Raw genomic sequence first — 17,857 nt, 5'->3', positions numbered from 1 at the left:
CGTCCGGTTTCCCTTACCTGATTGCCGCCGCCAGGGCGGCTATCAGGGCGGGCGGCGTCACCAGCAGGCCGAGCTTGAGGAACGGCCAGGCGCCGACCTCGATTTTTTCCCGGCGGAGCGCGACCAGCCAGAGAATGGTGGCGAGCGATCCGGTCACCGACAGATTGGGGCCGAGATCGACGCCGATCAGAATGGCGCTGACGACCGGCGCCGGCAAATGATCGCTGGCGGCGACCGATCCGGCGACGAGGCCCACCGGAAGGTTGTTGGCGATGTTGTCGGCCAGCGCGGTGGCGATGCCGACGCTCCAGGCCGCCTGCGGCACCGATTGCGCGACCGCCTGGTGCAGCAGCGCGCTGAGCTGCGCGATCACACCGGTCTTGATGAGCGCCTCCACCATGACGAAGAGCCCGCCGACCAGCGGCAGCACGCTCCAGGACACGCCCCGCAGTACGGGCACGGGCGACTGCCGGCTGAGCAGCAGCACGATCGCGGCCGTGACGCCGCCACAGATGAAGGTCGGCAGGCCCAGCTGCTTGTCCAGCGCTGACGCCGTGACCAGCACGACGCCGATCGCGACGATGCCGATGGCCGTCAGCTTGCCGCCGCGGCCGAGCTTGGGATGTGGCACGGCACGCGCAATCGTCTCATCCTTCAGCGCGCGGTGCTGGGTCAGGCGCAGCACGATATAGGTCAGCAGGATCGAGGCCACTGATGGCAGGACGAACAGGCGCAGCCATTCCGTCAGGTGTGGCATGCGCGCGCCGAACACGACGAGATTGGCGGGGTTGGAAATCGGCAGCACGAAGCTCGCGGCATTGGCGATGAAGGCGCAGACGAAGAGATAGGGCAGCGGTTTTGCGCCGGCCGCGCGCGTCGCGGCATAGACAGCCGGCGTCAGCACGATCGCGGTGGCATCGTTGGAGAGCAGCACCGTCACGAGCGTGCCGACGAGATAGATCAGCAGGAACAGCCGCTGCGGCGAGCCGGCCGCATATTCCACCGCGAGCGCGGCGAGATAGTCGAACAGGCCTTCGAGCCGCGCGAGCTCGGCGATCAGCATCATGCCGATCAGGAAGAGGTAGACGTCGAGGCCCTTTTCGATGCCGGCGAGGGCATCCCGCCACGGCAGCAAGCCTGATAGCACCAGGGCGCTCGCGCCGATCACGGCCCAGATCGCTTCGGGCAGGCGAAACGGCCGGACGATGACGCCTGCGGTCGCGACGGCGATGATGCTCCAGGCCCAAATGGCGGCAGACGGCACGGTCAGTCCTTGAGATGAAATGCGTTCATTCGGCAGCGATAGCGGATGCCGGCGCTGCTGTCTCCCCCCGGCGCGAGGTGCCATGTCGTGTCTCGGGCAGGGCGAGAAAGCAGATGATGGCACCGATTGCGGCGACGATGCCGAGGGTGATGAATGCCGCGCTATAGCCCGCGCCGACCACGACGAAACCGGCCAGCGTCGTCGACAGCGCCGCGCCAATGCTCTGGGCGGTAATGACCGCGCCTTGCGCGACGTTGAAACGGCCGGTGTTGCGCATGAGATCGGCGACGATGACGGGAAAGATCGCACCAAAGATGCCGGCGCCGACGCCGTCGAGCAACTGCACGCCGACCAGCCAGAACGGATTGTCGGAGAGCGTGTACAGTGCGCCGCGGATCGGGAGGATCAACAGCGCTGCGAGGAAGAATCGCTTGTGGCCCCAGCGGTCGGCCCTGGCTCCGACCAGCAGGGCAAACGGCACCATCACCAATTGCGCGGCGACGATGCAGGCCGACATCAGGCTGGTGCCCATGTTCTTGTCCTGCAGCGCAAGCTTCTGCCCGACCAGCGGCAGCATCGCCGCGTTGGAGAGGTGGAAGAGCAGGACACAGGCCGCAAAGACGAGCAGGGGACGGCAGGTCAGGAGCACGGCGAGGCCCGACGGCGTGTCCCGCTGCGCAGCCGTGTCCGCATCGTGCAGCCCGCGGGCGAGGTCGTGATCGATGGCGCGAGTGGGGATCGTGAGGATGCTGAGGAGGCTCGCGCTCGCCATTGCGCCGAGAAGATAGAACACGACGGTCGGGCCGAACCAATAGGCAGAGACGCCCGCCAGTGCGGCCGCGACGGCATTGCCGGCGTGGTTGAAGGTCTCGTTGCGGCCGATCCGTCGGGTGAAGGCGGCATGGCCGAAGATGCCGAGGGAGACGGCGGCGATCGCGGGTGGAAAGACCACGGCAGCAGCCTGGGCGATGCCTTGCGAGATCGCGACCGGCAGGAAGCTCGGAAACAATGGCAGCGACAGCGAGGCCAGCGTCACCATGATTGCGGCGATGGCCATTACCAGTCGCTTTGCCCGCGTCGCGTCAACCAGCGCGCCGGCCGGCGTCTGTGCCACGATGCCGGCGATGGTCGCGATCGACATCACGAGGCCGATGCGCGCCTCGTCCCAGTGCTGCTCGGTGAGAAGATAGACGGCGAGATAGGGGCCGAGGCCGTCGCGGACATCGGCGAGGAAGAAATTGGCCGCATCCAGCGCGCGGCCGGCCTGCCTTGCCTGATCGGGGTTTTCGCTGGACATCGGTGTCTCGATCGAGGCAGGGAAGTGCCGCGGCAAGAACCGATATCATGGCATCATTGTTCCCGCCTTCAACTTCACATCTGCGCGTTGGGTCGGCGCAACGGTGCCGGCAGCCGCCGGCGCACGTCACCTTCACCTCGCCACCGATAGCTTCTCCGTGATCGCCTTGCGCAGGATTCGCGACAGCGATTCCACCGAATACGGCTTCTGGATCAGTTCGAAGCCGCGATGGGCGTTTTCGGCGAGCACGTTGCTGTAGCCGGAGGTGAGCACCACGGGCAGGCCCGGATAGCGCTCGCGGATGATGCCGGCAAGCTCGACGCCGTTCATGCCGGGCATGATGACGTCGGAAAACACGAGGTCGACGGCAAATTCGTTTTCGCCGAGGATCGCCAGCGCAGCGTTGGCGTTGGCGACGCGGCGAACGACATAGCCGAGATCTTCCAGCAGCTCGGTGGAGAAGCGGCCGACTTCGTCGTCGTCCTCGACCACGAGCACGCGATAGCCGCGCCCGCTGGCTGCCGCCTCGTGGGTCAGTGCCGCGGCTTCCTTGTCCGTCGCCGGGCTTTGCGCCTGCGGCAGATAGATGGTGAAGGTCGCACCCTTGCCCGGGGTGCTCGTCACCGCGACGTCACCCTCGGACTGCTTTGCGAAACCAAAAGCCTGGCTGAGGCCGAGGCCCGTGCCCTTGCCGACCTCCTTGGTGGTGAAGAACGGTTCGAAGATCGAGTCGAGATGTTCCGGCGCGATCCCGCTGCCGGTGTCGGTGACGGAGATGGCGACGTAGTCGCCGCCGCGCGCCGACTGCGCGCGCAGGCTCGGGATGCCAGAGACCTTGCGCACGGCAATGACGAGGCGGCCTTCGCCGTCCATGGCGTCCCGGGCGTTGATGGCGAGGTTGATCAGCGCGGTCTCGAACTGGGCGATGTCGGCGACGGTGAAGCAGTCGGCGTCGTGAATTTCCACCGCGATCTCGATACGTGCACCGACCAGCGGCCGTACCAGTTGCGCGACGGCCTCGACCTGGCTGCCGACGTTGAAGATCTGGGGTTTCAGCGGCTGGCGGCGCGCGAACGCCAGAAGCTGGGCGGTCAGCTTGGAGGCGCGCTCGACCGTCTCGGAGATGGCGTCGACATAGCGGCGGCGGCGCTCCTCGGGTAGCTCGCGGCGGCGCAGGAAATCGGTGGCGGATCGGATGATGGTGAGGAGATTGTTGAAGTCGTGTGCGACGCCGCCGGTGAGCTGGCCGATCGCTTCCATCTTCTGCGACTGCCGCAGCGCTTCCTCGCCGCGGCGTCGCTCGGTGATGTCGACGGCCTCGGGCACGGCGCCGGTGATGTTACCGTGGCGGTCGAGTACGGGACGCATGCTGAAGTCGAAATCGCGATCGCCGATGGGAAGGCGCAGGCGCATCTCCAGGCGCACAGCCTCGCCCTTGAGCACGGTGCCGAAGGCCTCGCGCACCAGCGCGCCCATGCCCTCGGTGGCGCTGAACCAGGGCGTCTCCCACAACGGCTTTCCGATCACATCCGAGGAGCCTGCCTTGATGCCGTCCAGCGCCGTCTTGTTGGCGTAGAGCAGCTCGCCCTTGAGATTGACGAGGCCCTGATATTGGTTGCTGGTCTCGAGGATCGCGCGCAGCCGGGCCTCGTTGGACTCGAGCTCGGCCGTGCGCTCCGCAATGCGCTCCTCCAGCGTCTCATTGAGCCGCCTGAGCTCGATCTCGGCCTGCTTGGCCACGGTGATGTCGTGGGCAACGCCGATGAATCCGATGTGCTTGCCGGTCGGATCCCAGCGGGGCTGGGATTCCGAGCGCAGCCAGCGCCATTCGCCGCTGGCGTTCTTGTAGCGCGCTTCGAGCACGAAGGGCTTGAGTGACGCCTCGCCCTGGACGGATTGCTGGAGCACGTGCGGCAGGTCGTCCGGGTGCAGCACCTTGCGCCAGTCGAAGTCGATGGCCTCATCGTAGGGCAGGCCGACGAAATCCACATAGGCCTGGTTGGCGAAGGAACGCTTGCGATCGAGCTTGGTCACCCAGATCGGCACCGGCGCGCTGTCGGCGATCAGCCGAAAGCGCTCCTCGCTTTCGCGCAGCGTCTCGCGCGCGAGCATCCGGTCGGTGATGTCGATATGGGCGCCGACGAGGCGAATGGCGCGGCCATCCCTGTCGCGCTCGATCTCGGCGACGACACGGATCCAGCGGGTCTCGCCGTCATTGGGGCGGATGATGCGATATTCGGCGCTGTAGTCTTCGCTCGTGCCGGCGAGAGCTTCGAAGAAGTGCTTGACGGTGGCGTCGCGGTCGTCGGGATGGATACGATTGACCCAATCCTCGTGCGACTCCTCCGCCGCCTCCGGCGGCAGGCCGTGGATCATCAAATATTCGGGCGAACGACGGTTCTTGAAGCCTTCGCGGAAATCGACCTCGACGCCGCCGACCTTGCCGATGCGCTGGATGCGCGCCAGCTCGGCCTCGCGCTCCTGGAGCGCACGGTAGGCGTTATCACGCTCGCGCGCGACGTCTTCAAGGTGCTGGCGCAGCCTTTCGGCGGCGATGGTTTCTGGCAAGGGATCGTTCAAGGCGTCGGCCGTTGTCATGCGGGAGCGCACGTGCCGAACCGATATTCACACAGACGGAGCGTGATGGCCATTGCCTAGAGGGACGTGCGTGGCGGGAAAATGCGGACGTGCGCAGACGGGAAAAAGTATGCCTCGCCAACGCCCGGTCTGGCAATTTGTTCCGGAGACTGGAACGATCAGCGGGCGGATGCGTCTTCGCGAGGCGCAATCACCAGCTTCCGTGAGGCTCCCCTTTCCGAAGAGGTTAAATCTTGAAGCTCTTTGTCTGCCAGGCCTGCGGCAACGTCCTCTATTTCGAGAACCGTGCCTGCGAACGCTGCGGCCATCGGATCGCCTTCCTGCCGGAGAAGGAGACGATGTCGGCGATAGAGCCCGACGCGGAGGCCTGGAGGGTCCTTGCCGACAAGGGCGAACGCCGGATGCTGTGCCGGAATGCCGAATACGATGCCTGCAACTGGCTGACCGACGCGGGCGACACCACCGGCTATTGCCGCGCCTGCCGCCACAATGGGACGGTGCCGAACCTCTCTGATCCGGCGCAGCTCGCCGGCTGGCGCGAGTTGGAGGTGGCGAAACACCGTCTGTTCTATTCCCTGATCCGCTGGAAGCTGCCGCTCTGGCCCCGCCAAGACGACCCCGAGCATGGTCTGATCTTCAATTTTCTCGCCGATGATCCGCACAGCGGCGAGAAGGTCCTGACCGGCCACGACAACGGTCTGATCACGATCGCGCTCACCGAGGCTGACGACATCGAGCGCGAGCGCCGCCGGCTGGAGATGGGCGAGCCCTATCGGACGCTGCTCGGGCATTTCCGCCACGAGGTCGGGCACTATTTCTGGGACGTGCTGGTGCGGGCCGGCGGCAAGCTCGATCAATGCCGCGCGGTATTCGGCGATGATTCCGCCGATTACGGCCAGGCCTTGCAGCGTCACTACGCCGAAGGGCCGCCGCCGGACTGGCAGCAGAATTATGTCTCCGCCTACGCCACCACGCATCCCTGGGAAGACTTCGCCGAGACCTGGGCACATTATCTCCACATCGTCGATACCCTGGAGATGGCTGGCGAGTTCGGCATGGAGGTGCGCCCCAAGGTCGACCGCGACGGGGAGTTGACGGCGCGCATTCGTTTCAACCCCTACGAGGCCAGGGACGTCGAGGCGCTGGTCACTGCATGGCTGCCCTTCACCTTCGCCATGAACAGCGTCAACCGTGCCATGGGCCTGCGTGACCTCTATCCCTTCATCCTGTCGCCGGCCGTGGTCGCCAAGCTGGGCTTCATTCACGGCCTGGTCCGGGACGCGGCCAAGCCTGGGAAGCCGCAGGACGCCGCAGGCCGTCCCTAGGGCTCGCCGAGCCCGTTTCGGTCTTGCGCTGGTACGCCAGAGTGGGCCGGATTTAGACCGTTGCCTCCGGCCCATTTTGATGTACCACGGGAGCCACACGGCCCGTCCCGATAGGCCCCAACGGCCGGGGAAGGGTCCCGCCCAAGGTCGAGACTCAAGAAAAGCATGTTCAAACGCATTCTGATCGCCAATCGCGGCGAAATCGCCTGCCGGGTCATCAAGACCGCTCGCCGCATGGGAATCGAGACAGTTGCGGTCTATTCCGAGGCCGATCGCGATGCCCTCCATGTCGAGATGGCCGACGAGGCCGTGCTGATCGGCCCGCCGGCGGCGGCCGAGAGCTATCTGGTGATCGAAAAGATCGTGGAGGCCTGCCGCAAGACGGGCGCGCAGGCCGTGCACCCCGGCTACGGCTTCCTGTCCGAGCGCGAGGCGTTTCCGCGCGCGCTGGAGGCGGCCGGCATCGTCTTCATCGGCCCGAACCCGGGCGCGATCGCGGCGATGGGCGACAAGATCGAATCCAAGAAGGCGGCTGCCAAGGCCAAGGTCTCGACCGTGCCGGGCTATCTCGGCGTCATCGAGGACGACAAGCACGCCGTCCGCATCGCCGACGAGATCGGCTACCCCGTGATGATCAAGGCCTCCGCGGGCGGCGGCGGCAAGGGCATGCGCATCGCGCATTCCAAGGCCGAGGTCGCCGAAGGCTTCAATCTGGCCAAGGCAGAGGCCAAGGCCTCGTTCGGCGACGACCGCGTCTTCGTCGAGAAGTTCATCGTCGACCCCCGCCACATCGAGATCCAGGTACTGGGCGACAAGCACGGCAACGTGATCTATCTCGGCGAGCGCGAATGCTCGATCCAGCGCCGCAACCAGAAGGTCATCGAGGAAGCGCCATCGCCGCTGCTCGACGAGGCTACGCGCCGCAAGATGGGCGAGCAGGCCGTGGCGCTCGCCAAGGCCGTGAATTACGACTCCGCCGGCACCGTCGAGTTCGTCGCCGGCCAGGACAAGAGCTTCTACTTCCTGGAGATGAACACGCGCCTCCAGGTCGAGCATCCCGTCACCGAGCTCGTCACCGGCATCGACCTCGTCGAGCAGATGATCCGCGTTGCCGCCGGCGAGAAGCTCGCCATCGCGCAGAAAGACGTCACGCTGACCGGCTGGGCGGTGGAATCGCGCCTCTATGCCGAAGACCCGTTCCGCAACTTCCTGCCTTCGATCGGACGCCTGGTGAAGTATCGCCCACCAGCGGAAGCCAGCAAGGACGGCATCACCATCCGCAACGACACCGGCGTGCAGGAGGGCGGCGAGATCTCGATCCATTACGATCCGATGATCGCCAAGCTCGTCACCCATGCGCCGTCGCGCGCGGCCGCGATCGAGGCACAGGCCACCGCGCTGGATTCGTTCTATGTCGACGGCATCCGCCACAACATTCCGTTCCTGTCCGCGCTGATGCATCATCCGCGCTGGCGCGAGGGCCGGCTTTCGACCGGCTTCATCGCCGAGGAATTCCCCAAGGGCTTTGCGGTGCGCGTGCCCGAAGGCGAGGTCGCCCGGCGGATCGCCGCGGTCGGCGCCGCCATCGATCACGTGCTCGGGGAGCGCAAGCGGCAGATCTCCGGCCAAATGGGCGGCCGCGTCGTGCAGCGCGAGCGGCGCCGCGCGGTCTGGCTCGACCGCCAGGAGATCCAGCTCGAGGTCGGACGCGAGGGCGAGGCGATCGCGATCCGCTTCATCGACCCCGAGGGCAAGGCTGGCAATGCGCATCTGCTGCGGTCGCCGTGGAAGCCGGGCGATCCGGTCTGGCAGGGCACCATTGATGGCCACTTCATTGCGGTGCAGGCGCGCCCGATCCCGAACGGCATTCGTCTGGCACATCAAGGCGTCGAGGTGCCGGTCTATGTCTGGACCGAGACGGAAGCGACGTCTGCGCGGCTGATGCCGGTGACGGCGGCCTCCGACACCGGCAAGAAGCTGCTCTGCCCGATGCCGGGCCTCGTCGTCTCGATCGCGGTGAGTGAGGGGCAGGAGGTCAAGGCCGGCGAGACGCTGGCGGTGGTCGAAGCCATGAAGATGCAGAACGTGCTGCGCGCCGAGCAGGACGGCACCGTGAAGAAGATCCACGCCAGCGCCGGCGCGACGCTTGCGGTGGACGCACTGATTTTGGAGTTTGCGTAGCGCTCCGGAGTACGACAGTAGACCGTCACCCGGAGGAGCGCGCCTGTTGGCGCGCGTCTCGAAGGGCGGAGGCCACCAGCCTGGCCTGCATCCTTCGAGACGCGCGCAAGAGCGCGCTCCTCAGGATGAGGAATTGAGAGTGAGGCACCCATGGCCTTTCGTTCCCGCCGCGAGAAGCTTCGCGCCGTCCTGTCGGGCGGGGCTTGCGTCCATCCCGGTTCGGTTTATGACGCCATCTCGATCCGCATCGCCGAGGATCTCGGCTTTCCGCTCGGCATGTTCGGCGGTTCGGTCGCCTCGCTTGCGGTGCTGGGCGATCCCGATATTGCGCTGATCACGCTCGCCGAGCTTTGCGAGCAGATGCGGCGAATGTCGCGCGCCTCCGCGCTCCCCGTGCTGGTCGATGCCGATCATGGTTACGGCAATGCGCTGAACGTGCGCCGCACCGTGCAGGAGCTGGAGACGGCGGGCGCCGCCGGCCTCACCATCGAGGACACTCTGCTGCCGGGCGCCTTTGGTGAAGCGAAGACGCAGCTGATTTCGCTCGAGGAAGGCGTTGGCAAGATGAAGGCCGCGCTCGGCGGCCGCAGCGACGCCTCGCTGGTCATCATGGGCCGCACCGGAGCGGCTTCGATCACCTCGATCGAGGATGCGATCAAGCGTGCCAAGGCCTACGAGGCGACGGGCGTCGATGCGCTGTTCTTCACCGGCATCAAGTCGCGCGCCGAGCTCGAGGCGGTTAGCGCCGCGACGCGCCTGCCGATCGTGCTTGGCGGGGCGCCGGAGGAACTGAACGCGCCCGATTACCTCGCAAGTCAGCGCGTCCGCATCGCGCTGCAGGGCCATGCGCCGATCGCGGCCGCGACGCAGGCCGTGTACGAGACGCTGAAGGCGCTCCGCGAAGGCGCGTCGCCGAAAAACCTCAAAGGGCTCGCTTCGTCCGAGCTGACGGCCCGCGTCATGCGCGAGGCCGATGTCAAGGCGCGCAGCGCCGACGTCCTCGGATTGAAGAAATGAGCCGGGCGATTCTCCAGGTCATGATCCGCGGGCGCGTGCAGGGCGTCGGCTATCGGGCCTGGGTCGAGTATCAGGCGGCGGCGAGCGGCCTCGAAGGCTGGGTTCGTAACCGCCGCGACGGCAGCGTGGAAGCGCTGTTCGCGGGCCCACCGAAGCATGTCGCCGACATGGTCGCACTATGCCGCCATGGTCCACCATCCTCGCGCGTGGACAGTGTGACGAGTGAGACGGCCGGTGCGGATGAGCTGGATTTGCGCAGGGCAGGGGAAGCGTTTTCGGTGTTGCCGACGGTGTAGGGGCATCCTCACTAAAGGTCGTCATGCCCGGGCTTGTCCCGGGCATCCACGTCCTTCGCACTGTGGCTAGACGTGGATGGCCGGGACAAGCCCGGCCATGACGCCGTGGAGGCTTGGCGCTTCAAACCCTCACCGCGGCAATTTCGCGATCGCCTCGCTCAGCTCGTGGATCTCATATGGCTTGCGCAGGATCGGGAAGTCGCCGCGCACGTGGGCGGCGACCTCGCTGTAGCCGGTGGCGAGCAGGATCGGCAAACCAGGCCGAATCTGGCGGAGATGATGGGCAAGGGTAAGGCCGTCCATCTTGCCGGGCATGACGATGTCCGAGAACACGAAGTCGACGCCGTTCGTCTCGATCTCGCGCAATGCGGCTTCGGCGTCGGCAACCCGTCGCACGTGGTAGCCGAGTTGCTCCAGCAGGCCGATGCTGACGGCGGCGACGTCCGGATTATCCTCCACCAGCAGCACCGTGCCGCTGCCCTGGAACGCCGGCTCTCCCGTCGTGCCGTGCGACGGCGCGTCTTCCCCGCGTGGCAGGAGGACGGTGAACGTCGCGCCCTTGCCGAGCTCGCTTGCGACCCGCACCGTGCCGCCGGCCTGGTGCGCGAAGCCGTGCACCTGAGACAGGCCGAGGCCGGTGCCCTTTCCGATCGGCTTGGTCGTGAAGAACGGCTCGAAGATCTTGTCGAGAACGTCGGAGGGGATGCCGAGCCCGGTATCGGTGACGTCGATGGCAACGAAATCGCCGGCGAGCGGCGCCTCGTCCAGCACGGCATTGCGCGCGCGGATCGTCACCGTGCCGCCGTCGGGCATCGCGTCGCGGGCATTGATGACGAGGTTGAGCAGCGCGGTCTCGAGCTCGGAGACGTCGGCCTTGATCGGCCAGACGTCATGGCTGATGTCGAAGGCCAGCCGCACGGAGCTGCCGACGCCGGCATCGAGCACCTCACGGATCGCCGCGATGCGTTCGGCGAAATCGATCGCCTGCGGATTGACGCTCTGCCGCCGCGCGAAGGTGAGCAGCTGGTTGGTCAGCGCCGCGCCGCGCTTGGTGGCGGTCTCGATCGCCGAGATCGCGCGCTGAACCTTGGCTGCGTCGCCGGCCCCTCGCTTCAGCATGTGGAGGCTGCCGCTGATGATCATCAAGAGGTTGTTGAAGTCGTGGGCGCCCCCGCCGGTGAGCTGCCCGAGCGCATCGAACTTCTGGGACTCGGCGAGCTGCTTCTGCATCGCCTCGAGCTTGATCTGTGTGTTGCGGCGTTCGGTGATGTCGCGCGTGATCTTGGCGAATCCGACCAGCTCGCCGTCCTCGTAGATCGGATCGATCACGACGCTGGCCCAGAAGAACGTGCCGTCCTTGCGGACGCGCCAGCCTTCCTCCTCGTAGCGGCCCTTTTCTCGCGCGATGCCCAGCGCACGGGCCGGCTTGCCGTTGGCACGGTCGGTCTCGGTGTAGAAGCGGGAGAAATGCTGGCCGAGGATCTCCTCGGGGGAGTAGCCCTTGATGCGCTCGCCGCCGATATTCCAGCTGGTGATGGTCCCCTTGGGATCGAGCATGTAGAGGGCGTAGTCCGCAACTCCCTCAACCAACAGCCGGAAACTGCGTTCGCTCTCGAACAAGTCTCTCTGTTGACTGAACTTTTTGACCATTCCGGACCCCGCCTCGACGGGGACAAACGCGGCAGGCGACGAATGGTTCCCCGAAATGGAGCATTTTTAGGCAGGTATTCCCGTCCGGTATGCAGACAAGGGCCGCTGAAACCTCCACGAGATCGTCAGGCCGCCCCGCTGCGGAACGTCGCCGCCACCGCACGCAGCGCCGCCAGCTTGGCGGGGTCGCTAACCTTCGAATGCAGCATCACTTTGGAGCTGCCGAGCTTCGGCAGCTTGTGCGCAGGTCCGATGTCGATCAGACCGGGAGGCGCAATCCGCCGTGCTAGCGGTGCAATTGCAAGTCCGGCCAGCGCGGCGGCGACCACCGCGGTGACGCCGCCGCCGACAAAGCGCTCACGCCAGGCGATGCCGGCCTTGTCGAGCGCGCGCACGGCAACGGCACGGACGCCGCAGGGCGGGGCGAGCGTTGCAAGCGGCAACGGCTCCCCCTTCGGCAGGGCGAAGCGTCGTGCGGCGTACCAGCCGAACTCGTCTTCAGTCAGCCTCTCGCCGCCGCGGCGACTGCCTTCCTGACGCACGATCACGGCGTCGAGCTCACCCGAATCATAGGCATCCTGCATCTCGCGCGAGAAGCCGATGGTGACGGCGAGCGTGAGATTCGCAGACATCGCGTGCAGGCGTTCCAGCAGCGGCACCAGTTCGGGGCCGGCGGCGTGGTCGGAGATGCCGAGCGAGAGTGAGTGCGCGGTCGATGTCTCGCCCGAGAGTGCGCGGTCATGCGCGGCCATCAGCGCGCGGGCGCGATCGAGGAACGCAGCGCCGTCGGCGGTGAGCCGGACCGCGCGCGGCGAGCGTTCGACGAGACGTTTTCCCAGCAGCGTCTCCAGCCGCTGCAGCTTCAAGCTGACGGCCGCCTGCGTCGTGCCGAGCGCTTCGGCCGTGCGCGTGAAGCTCTGCAAATCGGCGACCAGCAGGAAGGCTCGAACAGTGGCGATGTCGAGGATTTGTGTCATTATGAAGTCTTATCATTGATATCAACAGAGATAAGGTATCAAAATGACGCGCGGGGGTCTAGCTTCTCACCAACGCCGCGCCAGCCAGCGCAGCATCTTGAGGAGAGCCACCATGCCCCTGATCACCGTGTCCTACACCACGTCGCGCCAATCACCTGCCCTGAAGGCCGACGTCGCGAACGCCGTATCCGAGCTCACCGCAAAGATCCTGCACAAGGATCCCAAGGTCACCGCCATCATCGTGAAGTCCGTTGATGCGGGCGACTGGTTTGCTGGGGGCAAATCGCTCGCCGAGCAGAAGCTTGCAAGCTACTGGATCGACATTCACGTCACCGAGGGCACCAACACCAAGGACGAGAAGGCGGCCTATCTCGCTGCCATGTTCAAGCGCATGGCCGAGATCCTGGGCCCGTTGCATCCCGAGACTTACCTGCATGTCGACGAGGTCAAGGGCGACGCCTACGGCTTCGGCGGCCTGACGCAGGAGCGGCGCTACATCGCCGGCAAGCTCGACGTTTCGCTGCAGGCGGCGTGATGCGAGAGGCCGCGGGTGAGCCATGTCCCCCGCGGCCGATTCGCGAGCAATCGTCAGCTTGCTGCGCGGAACTGAACCTCGGAATTGCTCAGGAAGCACGTCTTGTCGAACAGCTTCAGGTCCAGCGGGTTCGGCAATCTGACATCGCTGAGATCAGGACAGAGCTTGACTGAAGGATCATAGGATCGATCGATCTGCGAGACGAAGACGACGATCAGCCCCTTGTCGCGCGCGAATGATTTCAGCGCGCGCACCTGCACGGTGAGATCAGGATTTTCTCGTCTCTGGTCGAGCAGTTGCAGATAGTCGATCACCACGACGGTGCCGCGCGGAGAAGCGGCCATCTGCTTGATGACGTGGTCGGCGCTGATCGCGTCGGAGCAATCGACCTCGAACAGCTTGTCGAACTGCGCCGGCTCTACGCCGATCGCCCGAAGGCGATCCAACACATCTCGCTCGGTATATTCGAGCGAGAAGAACGCGGCCCGATGGCCTGACCTCATGGCCTCCACGGCAAATTCGAGGCTCATCAGCGTCTTGCCCTGGCCGGGACGGGCCCCGACCAGCACCAGGTCGCCTGGCCTGAATTGCGGAAACAGCCTGTTCGCCGGTGTCGTTGCGGCGGCTTTCGCCGCGAGCATGCTCCAGGCTGAAAACCCTTCCGTCGTGGCAATGCGGTCCAGTGCATCGTGGAGCGGAATGCCTTCCTCGCGCGACAGGCGCTTCGCTCTTCGCTTCAGCTGATAGATTGGCGCAGAGAGTCTCATCGTCCAAACCTCCCATTGCGAGCAGAAGCGCAATCCCTCCTTATGCCTGGCGCTCGAACAGTCGGTCCGATGGTCTCATCGCCCGACATGAGGTTTGCTTTCCCGGCGGAGGGGGGAGGCGTGGGCGGCACCGGAATTGAACATAGCCGATTCCGCGTCAGCCGAGAACGCGAGATGCCAAGTCGCCAACAGGAATGGGTCAGGCGACCGCTTCCGGCATCAGCGCGCGGGTCGGTCCGAACAGCTCCTCGAACGCCTGCCGGAGTGCGAGATCGACATCGGCCATGGTCACGAGCTGGCCGAGGTCGACCAGCGAGGTGACGCCGTGGCGGGGATCGACCACGCCGCAAGGAACGATACCGGCAAAATGCGACAGCTCCGGCTCGACATTGATCGCGATGCCGTGGAACGACACCCAGCGCTTCAACCGAACGCCAATCGCGGCGATCTTGTCCTCGTGCTCGGGCCCCTTGTCGGGCCGCCTGACCCAGACGCCGACCCGGTCCTCGCGCCGCTCGCCGCGAACGTTGAAGGCGGCGAGCGTGCGCAGAATCAGCTCCTCCAGGCTCGCGACATAGGCCCGGACGTCCGGCCGGCGGCGCTTGAGGTCGAGCATGATGTAGGCCACCCGCTGGCCCGGCCCGTGATAGGTCAGCTGCCCGCCGCGTCCCGTGGCGAAGATCGGGAAGCGGGGATCGAGCAGATCTGCAGCCTTGCCTGAAGTGCCGGAGGTGTAGAGCGCGGGGTGCTCCAGCAGCCAGACCAGCTCCGGCGCTTCGCCCGCCGCGATTGCGGCCACGCGCGCTTCCATGGCGGCGACGGCCTCCGGATAGGGTACCGGCGCGTCCGAGATTCGCCAATCAACCGGCGCGCCGCCAGAAGTCGAAAACGACGTCAAATCGAGCTGTTGGCGGGGTTTTTGGAGTGAATTAACCATTGGCTAACCATAACGTGGTGATGATTGCAGGCGCAAATGCCAAGTCCTTGGCGTCAGTCTTTTAGTTGCGGCGGTCCTGACAGTGCCCACTCTCGACAAAGTCACCGTGGATCTCATGGTCGTCCTCGGGACGACCACTATGCCGATTCATCAAGTATTACGTCTTTCCCGCGGCGCCATCATCGAGCTGGACGCAACCGAGGCCGATGAGGTCAAAGTCCTGGCCAACAACCTGCCGATTGCCTCCGGTGTCGTGCTCGTCGACCGCAACCGGATTGCGGTGGAGGTCAAGCAGATGCTGCCCCGCTCCCCGGGCACGCGGTAGCGCCTGAGCACACGGCAGTGGCCCGGACCCGGGGAAAAGGCCAATCCCGGGCAGGGCGGCGCTTTCCTGCCGACCCTGTGGAATTCGGGATCTTTGCAGGCTTGTATCCCCCTGATGGATTTGTTAGATCGGCGCCGCTGATCCGGCCGGCCCTCAAGCCTCAGGCCGGCATCCCCAAAGCGCTCGTGGCGGAACTGGTAGACGCGCTGCCTTGAGGTGGCAGTGAGTAAAATCGTGGGGGTTCGAGTCCCTCCGAGCGCACCAAATCCTCGTTTGTCCCTGAAATAGCTAAGCTTTTCCGAAAAGCTCAACCGGGCTTGGCACGGCCTCGGGCCGCGCGCCATCCGTCCGCTGCCGGTCCCCGCGCCGGCCGGGAGGCGTGGCAGTCTAGGGCTGTGATCGACCGAACCGGGCTTTCTCATTTGCGCTGACGCCATCCCGGCCTCGAATCGCCGGGGCGGGCGTATGCGGACTTCGTCGGCTGCCGATCGACGGCCTCTGATGCGGAACGATGATCGTCGAGATCGCATTTGCAGTCGGTAAGCCGCGGCCGACCTGCCGCAGCCATGAGTGCGCCGGTGGAGGACAATGAGGAGCAGCACGTCAGACGTGGCCGACATCAAGGACGCCGTTCACCTCTGCATCGACATGCAGAACATTTTCGCCCCCGGCGGTCTGTGGGCGACCCCCTGGATGGAGCGCGTCCTGCCGACGATCGTCTCGATCGTCTCGCGCAGCCAGGTCAGGACGATCTTCACGCGCTTCATCACGCCGGAAGATCCGCAAGATCGTCCCGGACAATGGCAGCGCTATTTTCAGCGCTGGCATCAGGCGACGCGGAAGCACCTTGCGCCATCCGCCCTCGAGCTCGTGCCGGCCCTGAGCCGCTTCGTTCCGCCGGCCTCCGTGATCGACAAGCCGGCCTATTCCGCCTTCAGCAATCCAGGCCTTGCGGGCCTGCTGGTCGAAAAGAACATCGGCACGGTCGTGATCTCCGGCGCCGAGACGGACGTTTGCGTGCTTTCGACGGTCCTCAGTGCCGTCGATCTCGGCTTCAGGGTCGTCATCGTCGAGGACGCGTTGTGCAGCTCGTCCGACGTCGGGCACGATGCGCTGATGACGATGTATCGCACCCGCTTTCACGGCCAGGTCGACCTGGTGACCGCGGAGGAGCTGGCCGAGTTCTGGCGCGAGTAGCAGCGGCTCAATTGACGTTGTCGGCGAACATGTTGCGGAAGGCGGTGGCGACGGCCGCAAGTCCGGTCACGCCGTGCATGAGCGCGATCTCGCCCTGCTGCTCGTGGCGAATGGCATGAGCCATGATGCGCAGGCGCGGATCGCCGCGGCTCCCCCACATCTGATCGGCCATCCTGACCGCGCCGGCGTGATGCCTGCTCATGGCCTCGACGAAGACCGCGTCGAACCGGTCGGATGGTGCGGCCTTGACCTGTCGCATTTCGGCTGGCGTCAAGAAGCCGGGCATGGCGGCGCGTTCTTCCGTGCTGCAGTCCGGCATCTCCGTGTCGAACCAGCTCAGCCACCAGTTCTCGAAGATTCTGTTCTCACCGGCCTGGCTTGCGACCATCAGCATCGCGAGCTTGCGCAGATGCGGGTCCTGAGCGTGTTCGGCGCCGATCCGCGCAAGTTCGATGCCCTGGACGTGATGCGTCGTCATGTGACGGATATAGGTCTGGTCCGCATCCCTGTCGCGGCCCATCCACGGCGGCTCGTACCCGTGGCTGCCGAACAGCGCGACCGTGCCGACCAGCACCACCGCAGCCAGCGCACCGGTGATCCAGGCATTGGTGAAGAGAATATCGCGCGCCGGCGCATGGCCGCGCCTCCAGCGCAACCGGGCGAACAGGGGGTACATCACGGCCGAGGAGGCGTGAACCAGCAGGCCGATCCAGTAGGGCTGTTGCAGCGTGAACAGCGGCTGCCAGAACGGAATTAGCGGCACCAGCGCAAACCATTCCGCGCTCGACGAGAACACCGCCCAAGGCAGCGCGAGCAAGAGGATCATTCGCGGCCGCAAGTCCGCGGTCCAGCGGCCGAGCACGCCGAAGAAGACCAGGGCCCAGGAAAAATCCGCCCATTGATGAAAGGCGATGCCGGCGAGGATCGCGCTCCAGGATGGCTCTGGGCTGAGCGCCCAGTCGCGCGCGGGGATGGTGGCGACCGTCATCCAGTCGACCGCGGCATCGCGGCCGATGCGGGCGGCGAAAAGCTGGCTGACGAGGGTCGAGAACGTGCTGCTGATCAGGCCGAGCTCGGCGGCGGCGATCCAGCGCGAACGCCGCTGTCGCCCCGCGAACCGCAACGCACCTCCGCCAGCGTGCTGCGCTGGATCGGAAGGCGCTGGTCGCGGTTCGGCGTTCACGTCAGCTGCTTGAGCTTCTTCAGTGGATTGAGTTCGCTCGGCTTGTCCTGTTCGTCGCGGCCGCGCTCGGCTTGCGCCTTGCCGTCATCGTGGAGATCCTGGTCGCCGATGATCTCGCCGACGGCCTGCCTGGTCTTGCCGACGATGCGTTGCCGCAGACCCTTCGTCCTGCTCATGAGCTGCCTCCATTGGCCTGGCTCCAGGCTTCATGCCGCCAACCCCGGCGCCTGAAGGGGGGCGAGCGCCGGGGCCGCGGTTTCGTGCAGTCCGCCTCCGGCAGGGGGGATGTCGGAGGCGTTGATCAGACT

General features: G+C 65.8%; 16 protein-coding genes and 1 tRNA gene. 8 read left to right on the top strand and 9 right to left on the bottom strand.

What is annotated here, in order from left to right; all coding sequences use genetic code 11:
• Nucleotides 1-13 precede the first annotated feature (13 nt).
• From X268_RS18340 to X268_RS18330, 3 genes are all read right to left on the bottom strand, one after another.
• On the bottom strand, nt 14-1,264 hold the full coding sequence (locus X268_RS18340; protein WP_164937796.1) for an arsenic transporter: 1,251 nt from the start codon (nt 1,262-1,264) through the stop codon (nt 14-16).
• A gap of 25 nt (nt 1,265-1,289) precedes the next feature.
• On the bottom strand, nt 1,290-2,561 hold the full coding sequence (locus tag X268_RS18335; RefSeq protein WP_128926238.1) for an MFS transporter: 1,272 nt from the start codon (nt 2,559-2,561) through the stop codon (nt 1,290-1,292).
• Between the two features lie 132 nt (nt 2,562-2,693).
• On the bottom strand, nt 2,694-5,171 hold the full coding sequence (locus X268_RS18330) for a PAS domain-containing hybrid sensor histidine kinase/response regulator (protein WP_128926237.1): 2,478 nt from the start codon (nt 5,169-5,171) through the stop codon (nt 2,694-2,696).
• A 221-nt stretch (nt 5,172-5,392) separates the two neighbouring features.
• Between X268_RS18330 and X268_RS18325 the strand changes: the two genes are divergently transcribed.
• From X268_RS18325 to X268_RS18310, 4 genes are all read left to right on the top strand, one after another.
• Nucleotides 5,393-6,484: a zinc-binding metallopeptidase family protein gene (locus X268_RS18325; RefSeq protein WP_128926236.1), complete on the top strand. Its 1,092-nt coding sequence runs from the start codon at nt 5,393-5,395 to the stop codon at nt 6,482-6,484.
• 165 nt (nt 6,485-6,649) lie between these two features.
• A complete protein-coding gene (locus X268_RS18320) occupies nt 6,650-8,665 on the top strand; it encodes an acetyl-CoA carboxylase biotin carboxylase subunit (RefSeq protein ID WP_128926235.1) in 2,016 nt (671 codons plus the stop codon).
• Between the two features lie 150 nt (nt 8,666-8,815).
• The gene (locus tag X268_RS18315; RefSeq protein WP_128926234.1) at nt 8,816-9,682 is read left to right on the top strand and encodes an isocitrate lyase/PEP mutase family protein; all 867 of its coding nucleotides are present in this window, start codon (nt 8,816-8,818) and stop codon (nt 9,680-9,682) included.
• Nucleotides 9,679-9,978: an acylphosphatase gene (locus X268_RS18310; protein WP_128926233.1), complete on the top strand. Its 300-nt coding sequence runs from the start codon at nt 9,679-9,681 to the stop codon at nt 9,976-9,978. Before X268_RS18315 ends, X268_RS18310 begins: the two co-directional genes overlap by 4 nt.
• 129 nt (nt 9,979-10,107) lie before the next feature.
• Here the strand turns inward: X268_RS18310 and X268_RS18305 are convergent, their stop codons facing one another.
• A complete protein-coding gene (locus tag X268_RS18305; RefSeq protein WP_128926232.1) occupies nt 10,108-11,628 on the bottom strand; it encodes a PAS domain-containing sensor histidine kinase in 1,521 nt (506 codons plus the stop codon).
• 125 nt (nt 11,629-11,753) lie between these two features.
• Nucleotides 11,754-12,605, bottom strand: a complete 852-nt coding sequence (locus tag X268_RS18300) for a LysR family transcriptional regulator (protein ID WP_128926231.1) — start codon at nt 12,603-12,605, stop codon at nt 11,754-11,756.
• Nucleotides 12,606-12,717: 112 nt separating this feature from the next.
• On the opposite strand from X268_RS18300, the gene X268_RS18295 reads away from it, so the two are divergent.
• On the top strand, nt 12,718-13,140 hold the full coding sequence (locus X268_RS18295; RefSeq protein WP_128926230.1) for a tautomerase family protein: 423 nt from the start codon (nt 12,718-12,720) through the stop codon (nt 13,138-13,140).
• Between the two features lie 53 nt (nt 13,141-13,193).
• On the opposite strand, the gene X268_RS18290 is transcribed toward X268_RS18295, so the two are convergent.
• Together X268_RS18290 and lipB are read right to left on the bottom strand one after the other, a co-directional pair.
• Nucleotides 13,194-13,907: a DNA helicase gene (locus tag X268_RS18290; RefSeq protein ID WP_164937795.1), complete on the bottom strand. Its 714-nt coding sequence runs from the start codon at nt 13,905-13,907 to the stop codon at nt 13,194-13,196.
• A 199-nt stretch (nt 13,908-14,106) separates the two neighbouring features.
• Nucleotides 14,107-14,844 (bottom strand): lipoyl(octanoyl) transferase LipB, encoded by a 738-nt coding sequence (gene lipB, locus X268_RS18285; RefSeq protein ID WP_128926229.1) that lies wholly within the window; start codon nt 14,842-14,844, stop codon nt 14,107-14,109.
• 82 nt (nt 14,845-14,926) lie between these two features.
• Here lipB and X268_RS18280 point away from each other — a divergent pair, with 82 nt between their 5' ends.
• The 3 genes from X268_RS18280 (at nt 14,927) to X268_RS18270 (ending at nt 16,366) form a co-directional block, all read left to right on the top strand.
• Nucleotides 14,927-15,169 (top strand): FliM/FliN family flagellar motor switch protein, encoded by a 243-nt coding sequence (locus X268_RS18280; protein ID WP_128926228.1) that lies wholly within the window; start codon nt 14,927-14,929, stop codon nt 15,167-15,169.
• A 179-nt stretch (nt 15,170-15,348) separates the two neighbouring features.
• A tRNA-Leu gene (locus X268_RS18275) sits at nt 15,349-15,433 on the top strand.
• A 324-nt stretch (nt 15,434-15,757) separates the two neighbouring features.
• Nucleotides 15,758-16,366, top strand: a complete 609-nt coding sequence (locus X268_RS18270) for a cysteine hydrolase family protein (protein ID WP_128926227.1) — start codon at nt 15,758-15,760, stop codon at nt 16,364-16,366.
• Between the two features lie 7 nt (nt 16,367-16,373).
• Here X268_RS18270 and X268_RS18265 read toward each other — a convergent pair whose 3' ends face one another.
• Both X268_RS18265 and X268_RS18260 read right to left on the bottom strand, forming a co-directional pair.
• Nucleotides 16,374-17,489 carry a DUF305 domain-containing protein gene (locus X268_RS18265; RefSeq protein ID WP_128926226.1) on the bottom strand — a complete coding sequence of 372 codons (1,116 nt, stop codon included), beginning with the start codon at nt 17,487-17,489 and terminating at the stop codon, nt 16,374-16,376.
• A 56-nt stretch (nt 17,490-17,545) separates the two neighbouring features.
• Complete coding sequence (locus X268_RS18260) at nt 17,546-17,725, bottom strand: CsbD family protein (RefSeq protein ID WP_128926225.1); 180 nt, start codon at nt 17,723-17,725, stop codon at nt 17,546-17,548.
• Nucleotides 17,726-17,857: the final 132 nt, after the last annotated feature.

Source organism: Bradyrhizobium guangxiense, from assembly GCF_004114915.1.
GTDB classification, from domain to species: domain Bacteria; phylum Pseudomonadota; class Alphaproteobacteria; order Rhizobiales; family Xanthobacteraceae; genus Bradyrhizobium; species Bradyrhizobium guangxiense.
Note: the sequence above shows the minus strand (reverse complement) of the source record. Positions and strands in the feature narration are given on the sequence as shown.